The sequence below is a fragment of the Maricaulis maris genome (genome assembly GCF_003634045.1).
In the GTDB taxonomy this organism is placed as follows: Bacteria; Pseudomonadota; Alphaproteobacteria; order Caulobacterales; family Maricaulaceae; genus Maricaulis; species Maricaulis maris.
The window spans coordinates 273,723-290,936 of sequence record NZ_RBIM01000004.1; the positions used below are offsets into that span (position 1 = coordinate 273,723).

At 62.7% G+C, this 17,214-nt stretch carries 22 protein-coding genes; 17 read left to right on the forward strand and 5 right to left on the reverse strand.

The window, feature by feature from the left end; translation table 11 throughout:
* Positions 1–56: 56 nt before the first annotated feature.
* Both C7435_RS09835 and C7435_RS09840 read left to right on the forward strand, forming a co-directional pair.
* Positions 57–1,016: an alpha/beta fold hydrolase gene (locus C7435_RS09835; RefSeq protein WP_121211210.1), complete on the forward strand. Its 960-nt coding sequence runs from the start codon at positions 57–59 to the stop codon at positions 1,014–1,016.
* Positions 1,017–1,095: 79 nt separating this feature from the next.
* On the forward strand, positions 1,096–1,497 hold the full coding sequence (locus tag C7435_RS09840) for a hypothetical protein (RefSeq protein ID WP_121211211.1): 402 nt from the start codon (positions 1,096–1,098) through the stop codon (positions 1,495–1,497).
* A gap of 28 nt (positions 1,498–1,525) precedes the next feature.
* Here the strand turns inward: C7435_RS09840 and C7435_RS09845 are convergent, their stop codons facing one another.
* Complete coding sequence (locus tag C7435_RS09845; RefSeq protein ID WP_121211213.1) at positions 1,526–2,665, reverse strand: serine hydrolase domain-containing protein; 1,140 nt, start codon at positions 2,663–2,665, stop codon at positions 1,526–1,528.
* A gap of 31 nt (positions 2,666–2,696) precedes the next feature.
* Positions 2,697–3,572, reverse strand: coding sequence for a PfkB family carbohydrate kinase (locus C7435_RS09850; protein WP_121211215.1), 876 nt, complete (start codon positions 3,570–3,572; stop codon positions 2,697–2,699).
* A 46-nt stretch (positions 3,573–3,618) separates the two neighbouring features.
* Here C7435_RS09850 and C7435_RS09855 point away from each other — a divergent pair, with 46 nt between their 5' ends.
* Together C7435_RS09855 and arsC are read left to right on the forward strand one after the other, a co-directional pair.
* Positions 3,619–4,467 (forward strand): HpcH/HpaI aldolase/citrate lyase family protein, encoded by an 849-nt coding sequence (locus tag C7435_RS09855; RefSeq protein ID WP_121211216.1) that lies wholly within the window; start codon positions 3,619–3,621, stop codon positions 4,465–4,467.
* 86 nt (positions 4,468–4,553) lie between these two features.
* Positions 4,554–4,907, forward strand: a complete 354-nt coding sequence (gene arsC, locus C7435_RS09860) for an arsenate reductase (glutaredoxin) (RefSeq protein WP_121211218.1) — start codon at positions 4,554–4,556, stop codon at positions 4,905–4,907.
* Positions 4,908–4,917: 10 nt separating this feature from the next.
* Here arsC and C7435_RS09865 read toward each other — a convergent pair whose 3' ends face one another.
* The 3 genes from C7435_RS09865 to C7435_RS09875 form a co-directional block, all read right to left on the reverse strand.
* On the reverse strand, positions 4,918–5,448 hold the full coding sequence (locus tag C7435_RS09865; RefSeq protein ID WP_121211220.1) for a DUF4166 domain-containing protein: 531 nt from the start codon (positions 5,446–5,448) through the stop codon (positions 4,918–4,920).
* Positions 5,449–5,458: 10 nt separating this feature from the next.
* Positions 5,459–5,983 (reverse strand): GbsR/MarR family transcriptional regulator, encoded by a 525-nt coding sequence (locus tag C7435_RS09870; RefSeq protein WP_121211429.1) that lies wholly within the window; start codon positions 5,981–5,983, stop codon positions 5,459–5,461.
* 93 nt (positions 5,984–6,076) lie between these two features.
* The gene (locus C7435_RS09875; protein WP_121211222.1) at positions 6,077–6,985 is read right to left on the reverse strand and encodes a hydrogen peroxide-inducible genes activator; all 909 of its coding nucleotides are present in this window, start codon (positions 6,983–6,985) and stop codon (positions 6,077–6,079) included.
* Between the two features lie 122 nt (positions 6,986–7,107).
* On the opposite strand from C7435_RS09875, the gene C7435_RS09880 reads away from it, so the two are divergent.
* The 13 genes from C7435_RS09880 to C7435_RS09940 all read left to right on the forward strand — a co-directional run bounded on the left by C7435_RS09880 (position 7,108) and on the right by C7435_RS09940 (position 17,162).
* Positions 7,108–7,653: a peroxiredoxin gene (locus C7435_RS09880; RefSeq protein WP_075190113.1), complete on the forward strand. Its 546-nt coding sequence runs from the start codon at positions 7,108–7,110 to the stop codon at positions 7,651–7,653.
* Between the two features lie 92 nt (positions 7,654–7,745).
* Positions 7,746–8,267, forward strand: a complete 522-nt coding sequence (locus C7435_RS09885) for an alkylhydroperoxidase, AhpD family (RefSeq protein ID WP_075190114.1) — start codon at positions 7,746–7,748, stop codon at positions 8,265–8,267.
* Positions 8,268–8,393: 126 nt separating this feature from the next.
* Positions 8,394–8,696 (forward strand): hypothetical protein, encoded by a 303-nt coding sequence (locus C7435_RS09890; protein WP_075190115.1) that lies wholly within the window; start codon positions 8,394–8,396, stop codon positions 8,694–8,696.
* 112 nt (positions 8,697–8,808) lie between these two features.
* Positions 8,809–10,083: a dicarboxylate/amino acid:cation symporter gene (locus tag C7435_RS09895; protein ID WP_075190116.1), complete on the forward strand. Its 1,275-nt coding sequence runs from the start codon at positions 8,809–8,811 to the stop codon at positions 10,081–10,083.
* Positions 10,084–10,164: 81 nt separating this feature from the next.
* Positions 10,165–11,448 carry a glycosyltransferase gene (locus tag C7435_RS09900; RefSeq protein WP_158025597.1) on the forward strand — a complete coding sequence of 428 codons (1,284 nt, stop codon included), beginning with the start codon at positions 10,165–10,167 and terminating at the stop codon, positions 11,446–11,448.
* Between the two features lie 31 nt (positions 11,449–11,479).
* Positions 11,480–12,100, forward strand: coding sequence for a hypothetical protein (locus C7435_RS09905; RefSeq protein ID WP_143742992.1), 621 nt, complete (start codon positions 11,480–11,482; stop codon positions 12,098–12,100).
* Positions 12,101–12,131: 31 nt separating this feature from the next.
* Entirely contained in the window at positions 12,132–12,500 is a 369-nt protein-coding gene (locus C7435_RS09910; RefSeq protein ID WP_121211223.1) for a hypothetical protein, read from the forward strand.
* A gap of 356 nt (positions 12,501–12,856) precedes the next feature.
* On the forward strand, positions 12,857–13,048 hold the full coding sequence (locus C7435_RS09915) for a hypothetical protein (RefSeq protein WP_075190120.1): 192 nt from the start codon (positions 12,857–12,859) through the stop codon (positions 13,046–13,048).
* A gap of 203 nt (positions 13,049–13,251) precedes the next feature.
* Positions 13,252–14,775, forward strand: a complete 1,524-nt coding sequence (ffh, locus tag C7435_RS09920) for a signal recognition particle protein (RefSeq protein ID WP_121211225.1) — start codon at positions 13,252–13,254, stop codon at positions 14,773–14,775.
* Complete coding sequence (locus C7435_RS09925; protein WP_075190122.1) at positions 14,772–15,182, forward strand: hypothetical protein; 411 nt, start codon at positions 14,772–14,774, stop codon at positions 15,180–15,182. Before ffh ends, C7435_RS09925 begins: the two co-directional genes overlap by 4 nt.
* A gap of 24 nt (positions 15,183–15,206) precedes the next feature.
* The gene (rpsP, locus tag C7435_RS17320; protein ID WP_121211227.1) at positions 15,207–15,677 is read left to right on the forward strand and encodes a 30S ribosomal protein S16; all 471 of its coding nucleotides are present in this window, start codon (positions 15,207–15,209) and stop codon (positions 15,675–15,677) included.
* A 193-nt stretch (positions 15,678–15,870) separates the two neighbouring features.
* Positions 15,871–16,416 carry a ribosome maturation factor RimM gene (rimM, locus tag C7435_RS09935; protein ID WP_075190124.1) on the forward strand — a complete coding sequence of 182 codons (546 nt, stop codon included), beginning with the start codon at positions 15,871–15,873 and terminating at the stop codon, positions 16,414–16,416.
* Between the two features lie 59 nt (positions 16,417–16,475).
* Positions 16,476–17,162, forward strand: coding sequence for a hypothetical protein (locus tag C7435_RS09940; protein WP_075190125.1), 687 nt, complete (start codon positions 16,476–16,478; stop codon positions 17,160–17,162).
* Positions 17,163–17,214 lie beyond the last annotated feature (52 nt).

The following is a 17,214-nucleotide window of genomic DNA, read 5'->3' on the forward strand; positions in this document are numbered from 1 at the left end:
GGGATCCGGCAATGATTTGATCCGGAAGACGTATCTGGCTGCGACGAGGCCCACCCATGCGTGATTTTCCGGCGCCCCGGCGCATCGCCAGCAATGGCATTGAGCTCTCCGTGCATATCTCCGGGCCAGACGATGGCCAGCCGCTCCTGCTGGTCCATGGCTGGCCGGAACTCGCCTACTCCTGGAAAAACCAGATCCCGGTTCTCGCCAATGCCGGCTACCGCGTCATCGCGCCGGATTTGCGCGGTTTTGGCGGCTCGGACTGCCCGGACGGCGCCGAGAACTACGACATCGACACGATGATCGCCGACCTGACCGGCCTGCTCGACGCGCTGGGACATGACAAGGCGGTCTGGGTCGGCCATGACTGGGGCGGGATCATAACCTGGCATGCGGCCATGCTGGCCGCTGACAGGTTTGACGGGGTGGTCGGCGTCAACACACCTCACCTGCCGCGCGGCGCGCAAGCACCGACCGAGGCCTTCCGCGAAATTGGTGGCGAAGACCACTACATCCTGCGCTTCCAGAAGCCCGGCTATGCTGAAAGCGTGTTCGAGGGCAAGGAAGACGACTTCTTCGCCTTCATCTTCGGTTCGCCGCCCAAGATCGGCAAACTCGAAGACTATTTCCCCGACATCAGCCATATTCCCGCCCAGTTCGAGAAATTCGAGGGTCGGGCCGAGAAGCGGATTGTGGTGCACCCGGAAGACCGGGCCGTCTATGCCGACGCCTATCGCCGGACCGGCTTCGGGCCGGGCATCAATCTCTACCGGAATTTCGACGCCAACTGGCAGCGCATGGGCGGGGTCGACCATCGCATTGCCCTGCCCTGCCTGATGGTCTCGGCCGAACTGGACTTCATGCTGCCGCCCAAACTGACCGGCTGGATGCCGGCCCTGTGCAAGGATGTCGAATTCGCCATCATTGAGGGTTGCGGTCACTGGACGATGTGGGAAGCGCCGGACGAGTTGAATGCCTATCTGCTGGACTGGCTGCAGCGTCGTTTCCCTGCCTGACGCCGGTCGCCGGAAAATCGTTTAGACCTTCGGCGCTGAACAGGTCTATCCTCGGGGCGGGTGAGCACCGGGGAGCCTGATGGGCAAGGCTAGCTGGACGATACATGGCAGTCTCAAGGTCGCCGAACTGGTGTTCGGCGCCGACACCACCATGTTGAACCTGCGACACGCCATTGCCGAATTGCCGGGCATGCCCGGCTGGCGGTCTGATTTCGATTTGCTGATGATTGTCGACGATCTGGCAACGCTGGAAACCTTCACCCCCCAGTCCATGAAAGACCACCAGGCCTTCATGCGCGGCTGGAATGAGCGCTATCGCCAGGGCCACTCACCCAAGACAGCCCTCGTCTGCGCCGATGATCTCAAACGGATCATCCCGGAACTCTGGTCCGCCATGACTCGCGAGGGATGGAAGACGAAGATCGAGGTCTTCACAAATCGTACGGAAGCGCTGGCCTGGCTGGCTAAAGATCAGGCCTGAATCATCCGCTCGGCCGACAATGATCGCGCTAAAGACAGCCGTAAACCGCTTCGATGATCCGGACCGGACGCGGGTCGCCGGCGAGATGGTGATGCTGGCGATTCATCACATAGGCGCCGGTCAGATTGTGGACCGGATCGGCAAAGGCGCAGGATCCGCCCCAGCCGGAATGGCCAACCGTATCCGGGGTCGGGCCGTAAAAGCCCGGCTTGGTATTGCGCATCACCCCGGCACCCCAGGACAGGTCGAAAGGCAGGACCTTGTCCGGCCCGCTGACACGCTCCTTGACCAGATCCGCCAGCGTCGCCTCGGAGATGAAGCGCTTGCCGTCGAGGCGGCCGTGATCGGCATAGACCATCATCAGGCGCGCCAGGGCGGCCGCGGTTGCATGGGCATTGGCGGCAGGAAACTCCGCCTTGCGCCATTCCGTAGCCCCGCGCCGACCCGGTGAGGACCAGGGCTTCAGGAAGGCCAGCTCGCGCGGAAGATTGGGTTCACCCAGATCGGGAACCTGGCGCGGCATGGCGTGTTCGGCCGTGCGGGCATGTTCGCTCTCGGGCAGGCCGACATGGAAATCAATGCTGCGCGGTCCGCAGACTTCCTCGCGCAGGATCGCGCCGATGGAGCGGCCATCGGTGCGCCGCGCCAACGCGTCGGCGATGAAGCCGAAGGTGACCGGGTGATATCCTGACCCGGTGCCCAGCTCCCAGAGCGGCAGCTGGCGGGCCAGGCGGTCCTCGATCTTCGCGGCGTCGAACCAGTCGCCGGCATCCATTTCCTCGGCAATCCCGGACAGGCCGGCCTGGTGCGACAGCGCCTGGGCAACCGTGACGGCGGATTTCCCGCCGGCACCGAATTCAGGCCAGTAATCGGCGACCGGCGCGTCGTAAGCCAGAAGGCCACGGTCGACCAATCGCGCCATGACCAGGGCCGCAATGGCCTTGCCCGTCGAATAGACCGGCACCAATGTGTCCGCAGCCCAGTCAACGCTCTTTTTGCGGTCTGCCCATCCGGCATGAATATTGACCACCAACTCGCCACCCAGGCTCAGCGCGAAGCCGGCACCGATCTCGTCATGGTCGGTCCAATTGGCGAGGAAGGCGTCGGCGACCGGCTCGAAACCAGGGGCGACATGGCCGTTCAGGGCGGGTGTGGATGTCGTGTTCATGCACTCTGGCTAACGCGCACCGCTGCAGCGATCAAGCAGTCTGGACCGCCTCGGCTTCCAGCGTGACCAGCGGTTTGACCAACACGTCTGCGGCAGCGACGAGCGGCAATTCCGGCGCCGCCCATTCCTGCGCCCGCATCACAAGGCTAACCGTGGCGGCAACGGCTTGTTCAAGGGCGGTTTTGGCATCATCGCCGGCAAGGATGCGGCTGATGAAGGCAGCGGTCAGCGCATCACCCGTGCCGTTGGGGGCTTTCGGCAAACGGTCGTGCGCGACCAGCCAAGCCTGCTGCTCATCAACATAGAGCACCCCGATCTGCCCGTGCCGGGGCAGGGAGGAGACCAGGACCGGGCGGGCCATTGCGCGGGCCGCGCGCACCATCGAGGCGAGATCGGTGAGGGGCCGTCCGGTGATATGGCCAAGCTCGAACAGGTTGGGCGTGACCAGATCGGCACGACTGATCAGCTGATCCTTGATGGCCGCCGCGATGGCGGGGGAAACATAAAGTCCGCCCGGCGCATCGCCCATAATCGGATCAACCACGACGAACGGTTCTCGGGAAAAGGCCTTCACGCCCTTGTTGACCCGGCGCCCCTTGCGCACCACATCGATCACGGCGGCGGTGTCGAAAATCTGTCCGACATCCGCGAAATAACCTGTCAGGACAATATCCGTGATATCCAGGAGCCCCTGATCCGAAATACCCGACAGGATACCCTCGAACTGATCCTGTTCGACCGGACCGCCGCCCGGCGCGCCCCAGCCGGGATGCCGACCGTAAAGCACGGTCGGGACCAGCACGGTGTCGATTTTTGCCGCGTTCAGCACGCGCTGCGACGCCCCGCCTCCAACCATGGAGGCGGCGACATGACTGGAAAGGATCAGCGCCATCGGCATGGAAAGCATGCTATATCCAAAACCTCACCGAGCAGAAGCCCCCGGAAACGACTTGATGCGCCGACTGATCCGCTCCGCCCTCTTTGTCCCCGCGTCGAAACCGCGCGCGATCGAGAAGGCGGCCCATGTCGGCGCCGACCTGCTGATCCTGGATCTCGAGGATGCGGTCGGGCCGGATGAAAAGCTTGAAGCGCGCGAGCTGGTCGACCACACGATGCGGCACTGGGATGTGTCGGGCGCGATCCGGGCCGTACGCATCAATTCTCTGGAAACGGAGTGGGGCGCCGCCGATATTCGTGCCGCCGCACGGGCCGACGCCATTGTCCTGCCGAAGGTCGAGCAAGTTGGCGATCTGCATGCCGCCCGTTCGGCGCTCAGCTCACACGGCTCCTCGGTACCGATCTGGGCCATGATCGAAACGCCGCGCGCCCTGCTCGCGCTCAACTCAATCGCCAGCGCGGTTGGTACCGGGCTGGCCGGCCTCATTGCCGGCACTAATGACCTTTGCAAGGAGCTGCGCTGTTCGTCCGAGCAGGACCGCCTCGCGCTAGTGCCGCATCTCGTCAACATGGTCTGCGCAGCAAGGGCCCGCGGCCTTTACGTGCTTGATGGTGTTTACAATCATTTCCGCGACCCGAAAGGGTTCCGGGCCGAGGCGGAACAGGGCCGGACGCTCGGTTTTGATGGCAAGACGCTGATCCATCCGGGGCAGGTTGATCTCGCCCATCTTTATTTTGGTCCGACCTCCCGGGATCTCGAACAGGCGGCAAAGATCGTCGCGGCCTTCGCTGATCCCGACAACGCCGGCAAAGGCGTGATTTCGCTGGATGGCAACATGGTGGAACGCCTGCACCTGGAAGCAGCGCGAGCGCTGCTCTCAACGGCGAGCGAAAACGATTCCTGAGCGGTAAAAATGCAGATGAAACGCAGGCCCAGACTTGATGTTGCAGCACAAGACCGGCTTTCATGGCTGTTCTTGAGGGACACCAAATGACCGATTCGACCATTATCTGGCACAATCCGCGCTGTTCGAAATCCCGGCAGACACTCGCCTTGCTCGAAGCGCGGGGCGGTGAGCTGGAAGTGCGGGACTATATGGACGACACCCCCAGCGTCGCCGAACTGAAAGCCGTCATGAAGAAGCTGGGCTTTGTTTCAGCGCATGAATGGCTGCGCAAGGCCGAGCCGGATTATCGCGAGCTGGGACTCAAGGCCGTCGAGGATGAGGAAGCCCTGTTCAAGGCGATGACCCAATATCCCAAGCTGATCGAACGCCCGGTTGTCATCCATGGCAACAAGGCCATGATCGGGCGCCCGCCGGAGCAGGTGCTCGAGCTTTTCTGAGCAATGACGCTCATTCTTCGGCCGGCCTCAACTCACCGCGATAGCGGATGATCTGGCCGAGCAATGGCAGGCGCAACATCACGTCGAACCTGTGAGACGCCGCGTCACCGCACTCGCTTGCAACGATGGCGGGGGCCAATGCTTGCGGCAACGCGATGCCCCAGAGGGCCACGCCACGCTGGTGAAAACCCAACACGCCGGCATCCATGGCCAGTGCGAAACTCAGTCTGAACGGGCCGAAACGTTCGACCAATAGCCCGGCCTCGCGGCCCTGCCAGGTCGCAAAATGGCGGCCGTCATACCAGCGCTCAAGGAGTTCTCCGTCGCCGTCGCGGCTGACACGGACAAGAGCCGGCTGACCAGCGCCGGCACGCGGCAAACCGAGCAGCATTGCCACGAGATGGGCCAAGGGGTTGCCGCCGCGTTCAATGTCGACATGACCTTCCAGCAGGACCGCCGGATCCGGCGCGTGCAAGAGGCGCGTCACGGCGGGCAGGCTATCCCAGTCCGGCCCCAGCAGGGCTTGATACAGATGGCTCATCGGCGTCGCCTCACCCGCCGACGAAACGGGCGATACGGCTGCCCATCTGCATCAGTTTGAGCAAGGTGCCCTGGGGCAATTTTCGGATCTGGGCGTACCAGCCGGTCAGATTGCCGACAAAACCCTCCATCCGACGCAGGCGTTCGACGGCAAGCCGCGGCGTGTCAGGATCCTGCTCGGCAGCCTCCGCGCATTCCCGCAATATCTCGATCATCGGGTCGATTTCGCGCTGTTTGCGGGCCTCCGCGATCGCCATCAACATGTCCCATGGCTCGTGTGTGGCACTGAAGTGATCGCGCCGATCACCCAGCACATGCTCGCGCCGGACCAGGCCGAGCGCCTGCAATTCCTTGAGCGAGTTTGAAACATTGGACCGGGCGATCTGCAGCACCTCGGTGATATCCTCGGCATGCAACGGCGCTTCAGCGAGATAGAGCAGGGCGTGGATCTGCGCGATGGAGCGATTGACGCCCCAGCGAGCCCCCATTTCTCCCCAATGGAGGACGAAGCGCTGCATTGGCGCGGAGAGCTTCATCATGGTCGCTTTCACCCATTTCTGTCTGGACAGAAACTAGCAAGTCCGGCAGGCCGTGTCGCGTGTCGTCATGCCGCAGGCTGGCGGGACTGGTTAAACCCCGTCCGGGGCTTCCAGGATATCGCGGATCGCGTCCCCCAACTGGATCGCCTCGTCGGCACGAGCCGAACCCTTGCGCCAGGCCACGCCAATCTCGCGGCCCGCCACCGGCGGATCAAAGGCGCGGACCTCAAGCCCCATGCGATCAACAAGGCCGGCATCTACCGCCATACGCGGCAACAGAGTCGCGCCAAGGCCCGACTTCACCATGTGGACGAGGGTGTGCAGGCTGGTCGCGGCAAAGTCGGACCGGGCCGAGCCCGTCGAGCAGGCTGCGAGCGCATGATCGCGCAGACAATGCCCGTCCTCCAACAAGAGAAGTGGCTCGTCTGCAAGATCGGCAGGCGACAGGGTTTTGCGATGCGTCAGGGGATGGTCCGGAGGCGCCGCAAACAGGAACTCGTCCGACCACACGGCATGGGTTTCAATCATCGGCGCGTCATAGGGCAGCGCCACCAGCGCCGCATCCAGGCGCCGATCCCGCAGCGCGTCGAACAGGCGATCGGTCAGATCTTCGCGCAAGAAAAGTTCGATATCGGGAAAGCGGGTCCGCAGGGCCGGCAATACTTGCGGCAGCAAGAAGGGCGCGATCGTCGGGATCACGCCGAGCTTGAAGGGGCCGGCCAGGGGCTCGCCAGCTGCCTGGGCGGCGATCACCAGGTCTTCGGCCTCGGTCATGACCCGCCGCGCCCGCTCCAGCACGGCATCGCCGGCCGGCGTCAGGACGGCACCGCGCGCGCCGCGCTCAACCAGAACCGTCCCCAATATCGTCTCCAACTCCTTGATGGCAGCGCTCAAAGTGGGCTGGGTGACAAACACCACCTCGGCCGCGCGGGAGAAGCTTCCATGCTCGGCCAGGGCGATGATGAATTGTAGTTGGCGAAGGGTCGGGAGCTGGGTCATTCGTATTGATAATACCTATAGGTTATCTAAAAACAATCCATTGGATTTATTGTATGCGGCGCAGCATATCGACGCCATTCCAAGGTCGGCAATCAAGCCGCCACGTCCAAAGGAGAGACAGCATGCTGGGTATCGGCGAAAAGCTTCCCGAGTTTGAAATCACAGGCGTGAAGCCGGGCTTTAACGCCCATGAAGAGAATGGTGAGTCGGCCTTCGAACCGATCGACCAGGACAGTTTTGAAGGCAAGTGGAAGGTCATCTTCTTCTACCCGAAGGACTTCACTTTCGTCTGCCCGACCGAGATCGTCGCCTTTGCCAACCTGGCCGAAGAATTTGCCGATCGCGACGCGATCGTCATGGGCGGCTCCTCGGACAATGAGTTCTGCAAGCTGGCCTGGCGCCGCGAGCACCCGGATCTCGACAAGCTCGGCATGTGGCAATTTGCCGACACGACCGGCTCGCTGATCGACAGCCTCGGCATCCGTTCCGACGCCGGCGTCGCTTACCGCGCGACCTTCATCGTCGACCCGCACAATGTCATCCAGCACGTCTATGTGACCAATCTCAATGTCGGTCGCAATCCGGAAGACACGCTGCGTGTCCTCGACGCCCTGCAAACGGACGAGCTGTGCCCGTGCAACCGCCCGCTCGGCGGCGACACGCTGTAACCAGCCCCGGTTGGCGGGTCCTCCCCACCCCTTGGAGGGTCCGCCACCAATCCCGTTTCACGCCGCAACACCCGACCAGACAGGAAGACGCCATGTCGCTTGATACCCTGAAGAATGACCTGCCCGAATACGCCAAGGACCTGAAGCTGAACCTGTCTTCGCTGGCCCGCGAAACCGAACTCGACGAGCAGAAGAAATGGGGCACATTCCTCGCCTCCGCGCATGCGGTCGGAGAGCCGAAATTGCTCGCCGCGATCAAGGCGGAAGCCGATGCCCATCTCAGCACGGAAGCGATCAACGGCGCCAAGGCGGCCTCCGCGATCATGGGCATGAATAATGTCTATTACCGCTTCATCCACCTGTCGAAGAACAAGGAATACGGCTCGCTGCCGGCCAAGCTGCGGATGAACATCATCGCCAATCCCGGTGTCGACAAGGCCGATTTCGAGCTTTGGTCGCTCGCCGTTTCGGCGATCAATGGCTGCGGTCTCTGCATCGACAGCCACGAGGCCGAATTGCGCAAGCACGGCCTGAGCACGACGCAGATCCAGACCGCGGTCCGGATCGCAGCGACGGTCAACGCCGTCGCAGCAGTCCTGTCCGCCGAGTCCTGAGTATCGGCCTTTCCGCGACAATTGGGGTGAGCCTCAATGCTCACCTCAAAGCGCTGAATAAAGATGGCTAACCGGGGTTGCCAACAGCGTTGTTGAATCCTGTAAAAAAGTCCGTATAATGAGCGTATGTCTCTTATCGATCATACGCTCGACCCGCTTCCGCGCCGTACCACTCGCACCGACCATGATGTCCGTGGCGGGCGTGTCTGGTTTTCAACAGACACGATCGACCGCGCCCGCAGCTATAACGACATCTCCTGGCTGCGTACGGCCCGGACCGCGATTTTCGGTGCCGGACTGATCACACTCGGCCTGTTGCTTGGCAGCGGCGGCGGCACATCGCTGTTGATCCTGGCTGGCATCGGCGCAGTTGCGTTCAACCTGCCAGCGCTGATCCTGAAGGCGAGCTACACCGCCAAGGCCGGCTGAGTCCGGCCGCTCCCGGCCAACAAACCCAAAAGATTGACCGCGTCGGCCCACCCACTAGTGTGCGATCCCAACAACGCGCCCATGCGGCGTGCATGGATCGGGGAGAGACTTCATGGGTTGGTGGTTCAAGGTCAAATTGTGGCAGCGCGTGCTGGCAGCACTGGTGCTGGGGGTCGTGTTCGGTCTGGTAGCCTCCGGCACGATGGGCCAGGACGCGGCCACGCAATGGATTGACACCTACATCCGCCCGGTTGGCCTCTTGTTCATCAATCTGATCCGGATGCTGATCGTTCCGCTGATCTTCACCACGCTGGTCGCGGGTGTCATCGCGATGGGCAAACCATCCAAACTCGGCTCGCTGGGTATCAAGACCATCGCGCTCTATCTCGTGACAACCTTTTTCGCGAATGTCATCGGCCTCACCTTCGGCACCCTGTTCCGGCCGGGTGCCGGGGTGGATTTGGCAGGCGTCGAAGCGGTGCCGGTCAACACCGATCCGCCATCGGTCACTGAGCGTCTGCTTGAAATCGTCCCGACCAACCCGATCGCCGCGCTCGCCGACGGGGATGTGTTGGCCATCATCTTCTTCTCCCTTTTCCTTGGCGTCGCCATCCTGTCGACGGGAGCCGCCGGAAAGCCGCTCGGCGATTTGTTCAACTCGGCCTCGGAAGTCGTTCTGAAAATTACCCATTATGTGATGGAGGTGGCACCGTTCGGGGTCTTCGCCCTGGTCAGTTACACCGCGGCCAGCCAAGGCCTCGAAGCGCTGCAGTCCATCCTCGTACTCATTACGGCGGTCTATCTCGGTCTGATCGCCCACGCGGTCATCACCTACGGCATTCTCGTCCGCGTGATCCTCAACCTGCCGCTGATGCGTTTCTTCCGCGGCATGACCGACCCGATCGCCGTGGCCTATTCGACCGCCTCGTCATCGGCCACCCTGCCGGTGACCATTGCGGCCGCGTCCGACAATCTCGGCGTGAAGAAGTCCGTGGCCGGGTCGGTCCTGCCGCTCGGCGCGACCATCAACATGGATGGCACGGCACTCTATCTGGGGATTCTCGCGCTCTTCACGGCGCAAGCCTTCGGTTATGATCTCACCTTCATGAACTATGTGATGATCGCCTTCACGGCGGCCATCGTGTCCATCGGCGCAGCGGGCATTCCCTCCGCCTCTCTCTTCCTGCTCGCCATCGTCCTTGAGACCTTCGGCGTCACGCCCGAACACACCGCGATCATCGTCGGCTTCATCCTGCCGGTTGACCGGATCATGGACATGGCGCGCACCGCCGTGAACGTGACCGGCGACGCCGCCGTCGCCACCGCGGTCGCCAAATGGGAAGGCGAGCTCGACGAAGACCGCTTCCGCGACCCGGCCGTTATCTAAGCCCGCTGCCATTCACATTGAACCCAAACGAACCGGCCCTCCACCTTCCCTGATACGGGCGATATGGAGGGCCGATTTGTTTTGAAAATCCCTATTCACACCTTCGGCACACGCGGCGACGTCCAACCCTATCTGGCCCTCGGGCTGGAATTGCAGGCCCGCGGACATGCCGTGACGCTCTCGGCGCCACGCGATTTCACGGCGTGGATTGAAAGCTTCGGACTGCCGGCCCGGGCTTTCGACTTCAACATGGGCGATTTCCTTCGCCGGGCCGAGGCGCTGGGAGTGACCCGCAATCCGCTCAAAGCCTACACCCATCGCGCCGAGATGATCGACCCGATGATCGATGCGTGCCTGAAAGAGGCGGTCGAGGGTACGCGAGATGCCGACATGGTCATCGCTCACCCGAAAGCGCTTTTTTCGGCCAGCGGTGCGGAAGCGGTTGGCGCCGGCTTCATCCTCGGCGCACCGCTGCCCATTATCAGCCCGACCCGCTGCTTTCCGATGCCCGGCGTGATGGCCCGCAACCGGGCCCGCTGGCTCAATGCGCTGAGCTGGGCGCCACTGCGACTGGGCATGATGCCCTTCCGCAGAAAGTTCAACGCCCTTCGCAAATCGCTTGGCCTCGCCCCGGTCGGCAATAGCCTCGACTATGGCCGGCATCGCGGCGAACCCTGCCTGCGTCTGACCGCCAACTCCGCCCACATCCTGCGGCGCCCGGATGATTGGGATGATTACAGCGTGCTGACCGGTAACTGGGTCCTGCCGGAAACGTCCCGAACACTGGCACCTGAGATCGAGACCTTTCTCCAGGGTGGCGACCCGCCCGTCTATGTCGGCTTCGGATCCATGGTCACCGGCGACGCGACCCGGCTTGTCACCGCAGCGATCAGCGGACTTCGCAAGGCAGGCCTGCGCGGCATCATTGCCCGCGGCTGGGCCGAACTCCCGGCGACGACCCAAGCGGACATGCTGGTGATCGACGGCGCCCCGCACGACCTTCTTTTTCCGCGCTGTCGCCTGATTGTCCATCACGGCGGTGCTGGCACGACCGCGGCAGCTCTGACGGCCGGCAAGGCCAGCCTGGTCACCCCCTTCATGGTCGACCAGCCCTGGTGGGCAGAGCGACTGCGTGAGGCCGGGCTCGGTCAAAAGGCCTTGCGCCCTGATCACCTGACAGCCGGGCGCTTCGCCCGCGCCCTCAGACGGCTGGCAAAAGACGAGGTCATCACCCGTCGCTGCGCCGCCGTGGGTGAGCAACTCCGCAGCGAGAACGGCGTCGCCCACGCGGCCGATCTGATCGAGCGCGATGCGAAGCGATGGGCCGGATTGGCGAGCGCTGGAAACATGCCGAAATCAGGCTAGGCTGGCAGTCCGCACGGATCGGGGGGTCATCATGAAATCGCAACATCGCATGCTCGAGCTGATCGTGGCCGTGAGCGTCGTCGTCATCTCGCTTGCCTCCCTCTTTGTGGCCGTTTTCCAGGGCATCGTCATGGACCGGACGATGAAGGCCTCGGTGATGCCGGTCATCCAGGTTGATAGCGGCAATATCGATGATGATCGCGAAACCTGGGTGATGACGATCAACGTCAAGAATACCGGTCTCGGCCCGGCCGAGATTCGCTATTTCAACATGTATTGGGACGGCGAGATCATCCGCGACACATCGGCCTTCATGGCCCGTTGCTGTCTTCCTGACGAAATCCCGACCGACGCGCGCATGCCCTACATGTATAATGCCTTCCGGGACGGTCAGCTGAATCTCGTCTTCGACAATGTCCAGCGGCGCTTCCTCGCCCCCCAGGAGGAAATTGGCTACATCGCCTTCGACCGACCGGATGCCGAAACCCAGCCACGCGGCCGGGCGATCTGGGACGCGCTCGACGAAGTACGGCACGCGATGAGCTATGAAGTCTGCTATTGCTCGGTCTTCGAGGATTGCTGGCGGGCCCGATTCCCGGAGCACAGCCGTGAACCGGTTCGGCAGTGTATCGATCCGGCCATCGAGGACTGATCCACCGCCCGCAGCACCGCGTAGCAGAGGCATGATCCCGTCAGAATCCCGTATCGGACCGAACATAACTCGTCTTGTCGCGCTTGTCGGGGCGCTCGGCCTGACCGCGCTGATTGCATGGGCCGTCCAAACTGGTGATTTCGGCGCCGCCGGCGCCTGGCTGACAAGCCACCCCTGGGGCCTGGTCACGCTCGGTGACCTTTATTTCGGCTTTTTGATCGCGGCCTTCTTCATCGCTGGCATCGAGCGGGACTGGCGCTGGAGATTATTCTGGATTCTGCCCCTTCCACTTATCGGCAATGTCTGGGCGGGCCTATGGCTGTGCCTGCGAGCTGGTCGTGTCCGGGATGCGCTGCGCAGCCGGACTGATCGGGACACAAATCAACACCCACCCGAGTGATCCACTTCCGCTCAGGCCGCGTAGTTGCTCATGCCCCCGAGCGGCGCACGGGTTGTCCCTCCAAAAAACGTGCCCGCTCAACCCGCGTCGGCCCTGTCCGCCTCATATACCCGGCGGGCAGGCCGGCGCCCAGGACCGGCCCGGCGCCCGGCCAGTCATCACCCCTCTTGAACGGGACAAACATGCTCCCATATTCAGGCCACATTCATCCGATACGCCAGAAAGACAGTTTGAGGCGTATTTTGCATGTCTTAACGCTAAACGCGCTTCAAACGCCCACCAGTAGGGGTCCGTTAAGGGACTCGGCCCTGAAATCAACGTGCGTATAAAACCGGGCATTCCGCCCAGAGGACAACATGGCCAAGGCACAATTCGCAATCAGCACGCTCGCCAAGACAGCCCTTCTGTGGCTGACGGCAGCGCTGATCTTTGCGTCCCTGTTCGGCGCCATGCTGTCGGCCCGTCCCGACCGTCCAGGGCTGAGCTTCAGCCAAAGCGATAGCGTCATCATCGCCAGCGATGCCGACACCGTGTCCGAAACGCGCTGAGACGACGGGCGCCAACGCGCACCGGCTTGACTCTTTTCCACACGGCACGTACTAGCCCCGCTTCATCATGCAAGCATCACGCTTGTCTTACCGGCACATCCGCACCAACTGGTCGGGGGAGGTCGGCGAGAACCCTGCTCGGCGAAGGTTTCGCTCAGCGGGGTCGCTTTGCTTTGCATTGATGGCGATGGATTGAGGTTTTGATGTTCGACACACTCACAGAACGACTTGGCGGCGTCTTCGACAAGCTTACCGGGCGCGGTGTGCTGTCGGAGAAGGATGTCGATGCGGCGCTGCGCGAAATCCGCGTTGCCCTGCTCGAGGCCGATGTCGCCCTGGACGTTGTGAAGGCTGCGACCAAGCAGATCCGCGAACGCGCTATCGGCGAAGACGTGATCCGCGCCGTCTCGCCGGGCCAGCAGGTCATCAAGATCGTCCACGACGCTCTCGTCGACCTGCTCGGCGGCGAAGGCGAGCCGGTCGGCCTGTCGCTGGACGGCGAACCGCCGATCGCGATCCTGATGGCCGGCCTGCAGGGTTCCGGTAAAACCACGACCTCGGCCAAGCTGGCCAAACGCATCCAGGAAACCCGGAAGAAAAAGGTCCTGCTGGCCTCGCTCGACACCCGCCGCCCGGCGGCGATGGAACAGCTGCAGCAGCTGGCCAGCCAGATCGACGTCGCCTTCCTGCCGATCGTCGCAAACCAGCGCGCCGTCGACATCGCAAAACGCGCCATGAACGCTGGCAAGCTGCAGGGCTTCGACGTCGTCATCCTTGATACCGCCGGTCGCACCTCGATCGATGAAGACATGATGGCCGAGGCGCATGACATCGCCCGCGTCACCAATCCGCGCGAGACCCTGCTGGTGGCCGATGCCCTGACCGGTCAGGACGCCGTCGAGACCGCCCGCCGCTTCCATGACCGCCTGCCACTGACCGGCCTGGTCCTGACCCGGATGGACGGTGACGGCCGGGGCGGCGCTGCGCTGTCGATGCGCCACGTCACCGGCCTGCCTATCAAATTTCTCGGTGTGTCGGAAAAGCCCGATGGGCTGGATGCCTTCGACGCCAAGCGCGTCGCCGGGCGCATCCTCGGCCGCGGCGACATCATCTCGCTGGTCGAAAAAGCCGCGCAGAATGTCGATGAGGAAAAAGCCGCCCGCATGGCCAGGAAGATGGCCAAGGGCAAGTTTGATCTCGACGATTTGCGCGAGCAGTTCGGCCAGCTCAAGACCATGGGCGGTCTTGGCGGGATCATGGGCATGCTGCCGGGCATGAACAAGAAAATGCAGGCCCAGGCGGCGGCCGCCGGCATGGACGACAAGATGCTGACCCGCCAGGAAGCCATCATCCAGTCGATGACGCGCCAGGAACGCGCCAAGCCGGAAATCCTCAAGGCCAGCCGCAAGAAGCGGATCGCCGCCGGCTCGGGCGTCCAGGTCGCCGACGTCAACAAGCTGATCAAGATGCACCGTCAGATGGCTGACATGATGAAAAAGGCCTCCAAGGGTGGCCGCGGCGGTCTCGCCGGCATGATGGGCGGTATGGGCGGCGGCATGCCTCCGGGCATGGGCGGCCAGATGGGCGGCATGAACCCCGCCGATATGGGCCGCGCCACCCAGGACCTGCTCGGCGGCAAGGCCCCGTCCGGCACGCAACTGCCCGGTCTGGGTGGGCCCACTTCGGGCGGTGGCCTGCCTGGTTTGCCGGGAACGAAGAAGCCATGATCTCCGTTATTACATCGGCGCTCGCTCCGCTGGTTACTGTGATGCCGCAACACGACCTGCCGGTTACGGCGCTGCTGAATGGGCATCACGAATGCCGGGCGAGCTACCAGCTTCGCCCGAATGAACGTGGCGACACCCTGCTGCCCCGATACATTCACGTCACTTGCGAGTCTGACTTTGAAATGGACCGTGTGCGCCCCGACTTGCGGGAGCAGGCGGGAGAATTGCTGATAAACGAGGCAGAGGGCGCGGCTCGTTTGTCGATCGCTCGCTGGCGACACCGCCTCGAAGACGATCAGGACGAGTGCTTCCACGTGACACTGCGCTTCCCGAACCCATCCAACACACCCGCATGGGCTGAAGAGCCCAATCTACTCCCGTGCGGGCGTTTGATTATCGACGAATAAATCTTGACCTGAAGGACTAGAACTATGTCTCTGAAAATCCGTCTCGCCCGTGGTGGCGCCAAGAAGCGTCCCTATTACCGTATCGTCGTTGCCGACAGCCGTTCGCCGCGCGATGGCCGCTTCATCGAAAAGATCGGTTCCTACAATCCGATGCTGCCGAAAGATGGTCAGCGCGTCGAGCTGGACATGGAAAAAGTGAAGGCCTGGCTGGCCAAGGGCGCCAAGCCGACCGACCGCGTGGGCCGTTTCATCCACCAGATCGAGGCTGACGCCTGGAAGTGGGAAGCCGGCAACAACCCGCAAAAGGCCGAGCCGGGCCAGAAAGCCAAGGAACTCGCTGCCGAGAAGGCCGAGAAGGAAGCCGAACGCAAGGCTGCCGCCGAGGAAGCCAAGGCCGCTGCCGAAGCGCCTGCTGCTGAAGAAGCCCCGGCCGAAGACGCCGCTGCTGAAGCGCCGGCTGAAGACGCTGCTGCCGAAGAAGCCAAGTCCGAATAGGACGGTTTTTTCTGCCTGGATGAGCGGGGGAATGGGTGCCCGAATTCGCGGCACCGGGATTTCCCCCGCTCCCTGACCCTCTCCCCAGGGAGAGGGAGAACAATACCTGTGATGTCACACCCGACTTCCCTCCCCCCGGGGGGAGGGATCGAGGGAGAGGGGGAATCCACCTCCCTTTGAAAGCTAGGCTGCCATGACAACGCCCGCCGACGATCTCGTCTTCATTGCCGCCCTTGCCGGCGCTCATGGCGTGAAGGGCGAATGCAAGGCCAAGAGCTTTGCCGGCAACCCGGCCGACGCCTTCACCTATGGCCAATTCCTCGACGCCGACGGCAAGCCTTTCCTGACTCCGAAATCAGCGCGTCCGGTGAAGGACGGCTTCATCGTCCGCTTCGCCGAACCGCTCGGTCGAGACCAGGCCCAGGCGCTCAAGGGCACGCGCCTCTATATCCCACGCGCGGCCCTGCCAGCGCTCGAGGATGATGAATTCTACCATGCCGACCTGCTCGGCCTGAAAGTCCAGTCGCTCGACGGCAGCCCGATGGGCACGCTGAAGGCAGTTCATGATTTCGGCTCCGGCGACCTGCTGGAAATCACCGGCACGCCCGACCGAAACGGCAGCTGGATGCTCCCCTTCACGCGCGACTTCGTCCCGCATGTCTCGATTGCCGACGGTGTGGTGACGATCGATCCGCCGGAAGATATCGGCTCGAAGGCTGAGGAAGAGGCGGGAGAGTAGGCGCGCAGCAAGCCCGGCAGGTCTTGAATCCGTCTCATTGCAGTGGCTTTATCGGGCATATGACCCGCAAGATTCAGCGTTTCAGCGTTTCATTCGCCTTTGTCGGTCTTTTGGCTGTCCTCTCACTTTTTCCCAGCGCCGTCGCACAAGACGGACCGGGTCGAGTGTGGGCCTGTCAATTGCTCTCAGACCTTGGTCGGATGTCCAATGAAGCAGACGGCCAAACGGTCTACGCCCGGGAGTACGCTCGGAATAACGGCTTTTACTGGGCGAGTTATGATGAGTTTCAGGCTCACCTGAATCAAGATGGCGCTGATGAATGGCGCAATGATGAATGGGGCGATGCGTTGCGGGCATTTCCACCGCATATGCTCCAGGAACTTTGGGATTCTTGGAATGAAGGCGGCTTGGCGGACTGCGCGCAGCGCTTCGAAGCGCATTGGGGGAACGCGTCTGAATTTCGCCAGCAGGAAGCAGTTGCCATCCGGGACATCGCTCGCAGAGGCCTGCTCAGTCCGGGACACCCTGACTATATTCCAGATGTCCACTACGGTGCCTGTGGGATTTCCGCACCGGGATTGCCCGTCAATAGGTTGATCGAAATGTCTCGGCCTGTGTTTGACGAGTTCGGACAGAAGGCCATCTTCATCGAAAGCACACGGCGCGCCCGCGACGTTGTTTCGATTTTCGCCTTTCGGAATGGACATTGGGAGCGGGTCACCTCACTCCACTGGACCATTTGCTGACAGCGAGGCTCTGCCCTTTGTCTAGTGTGCTGCCAACGCTGCGCCAGATCCC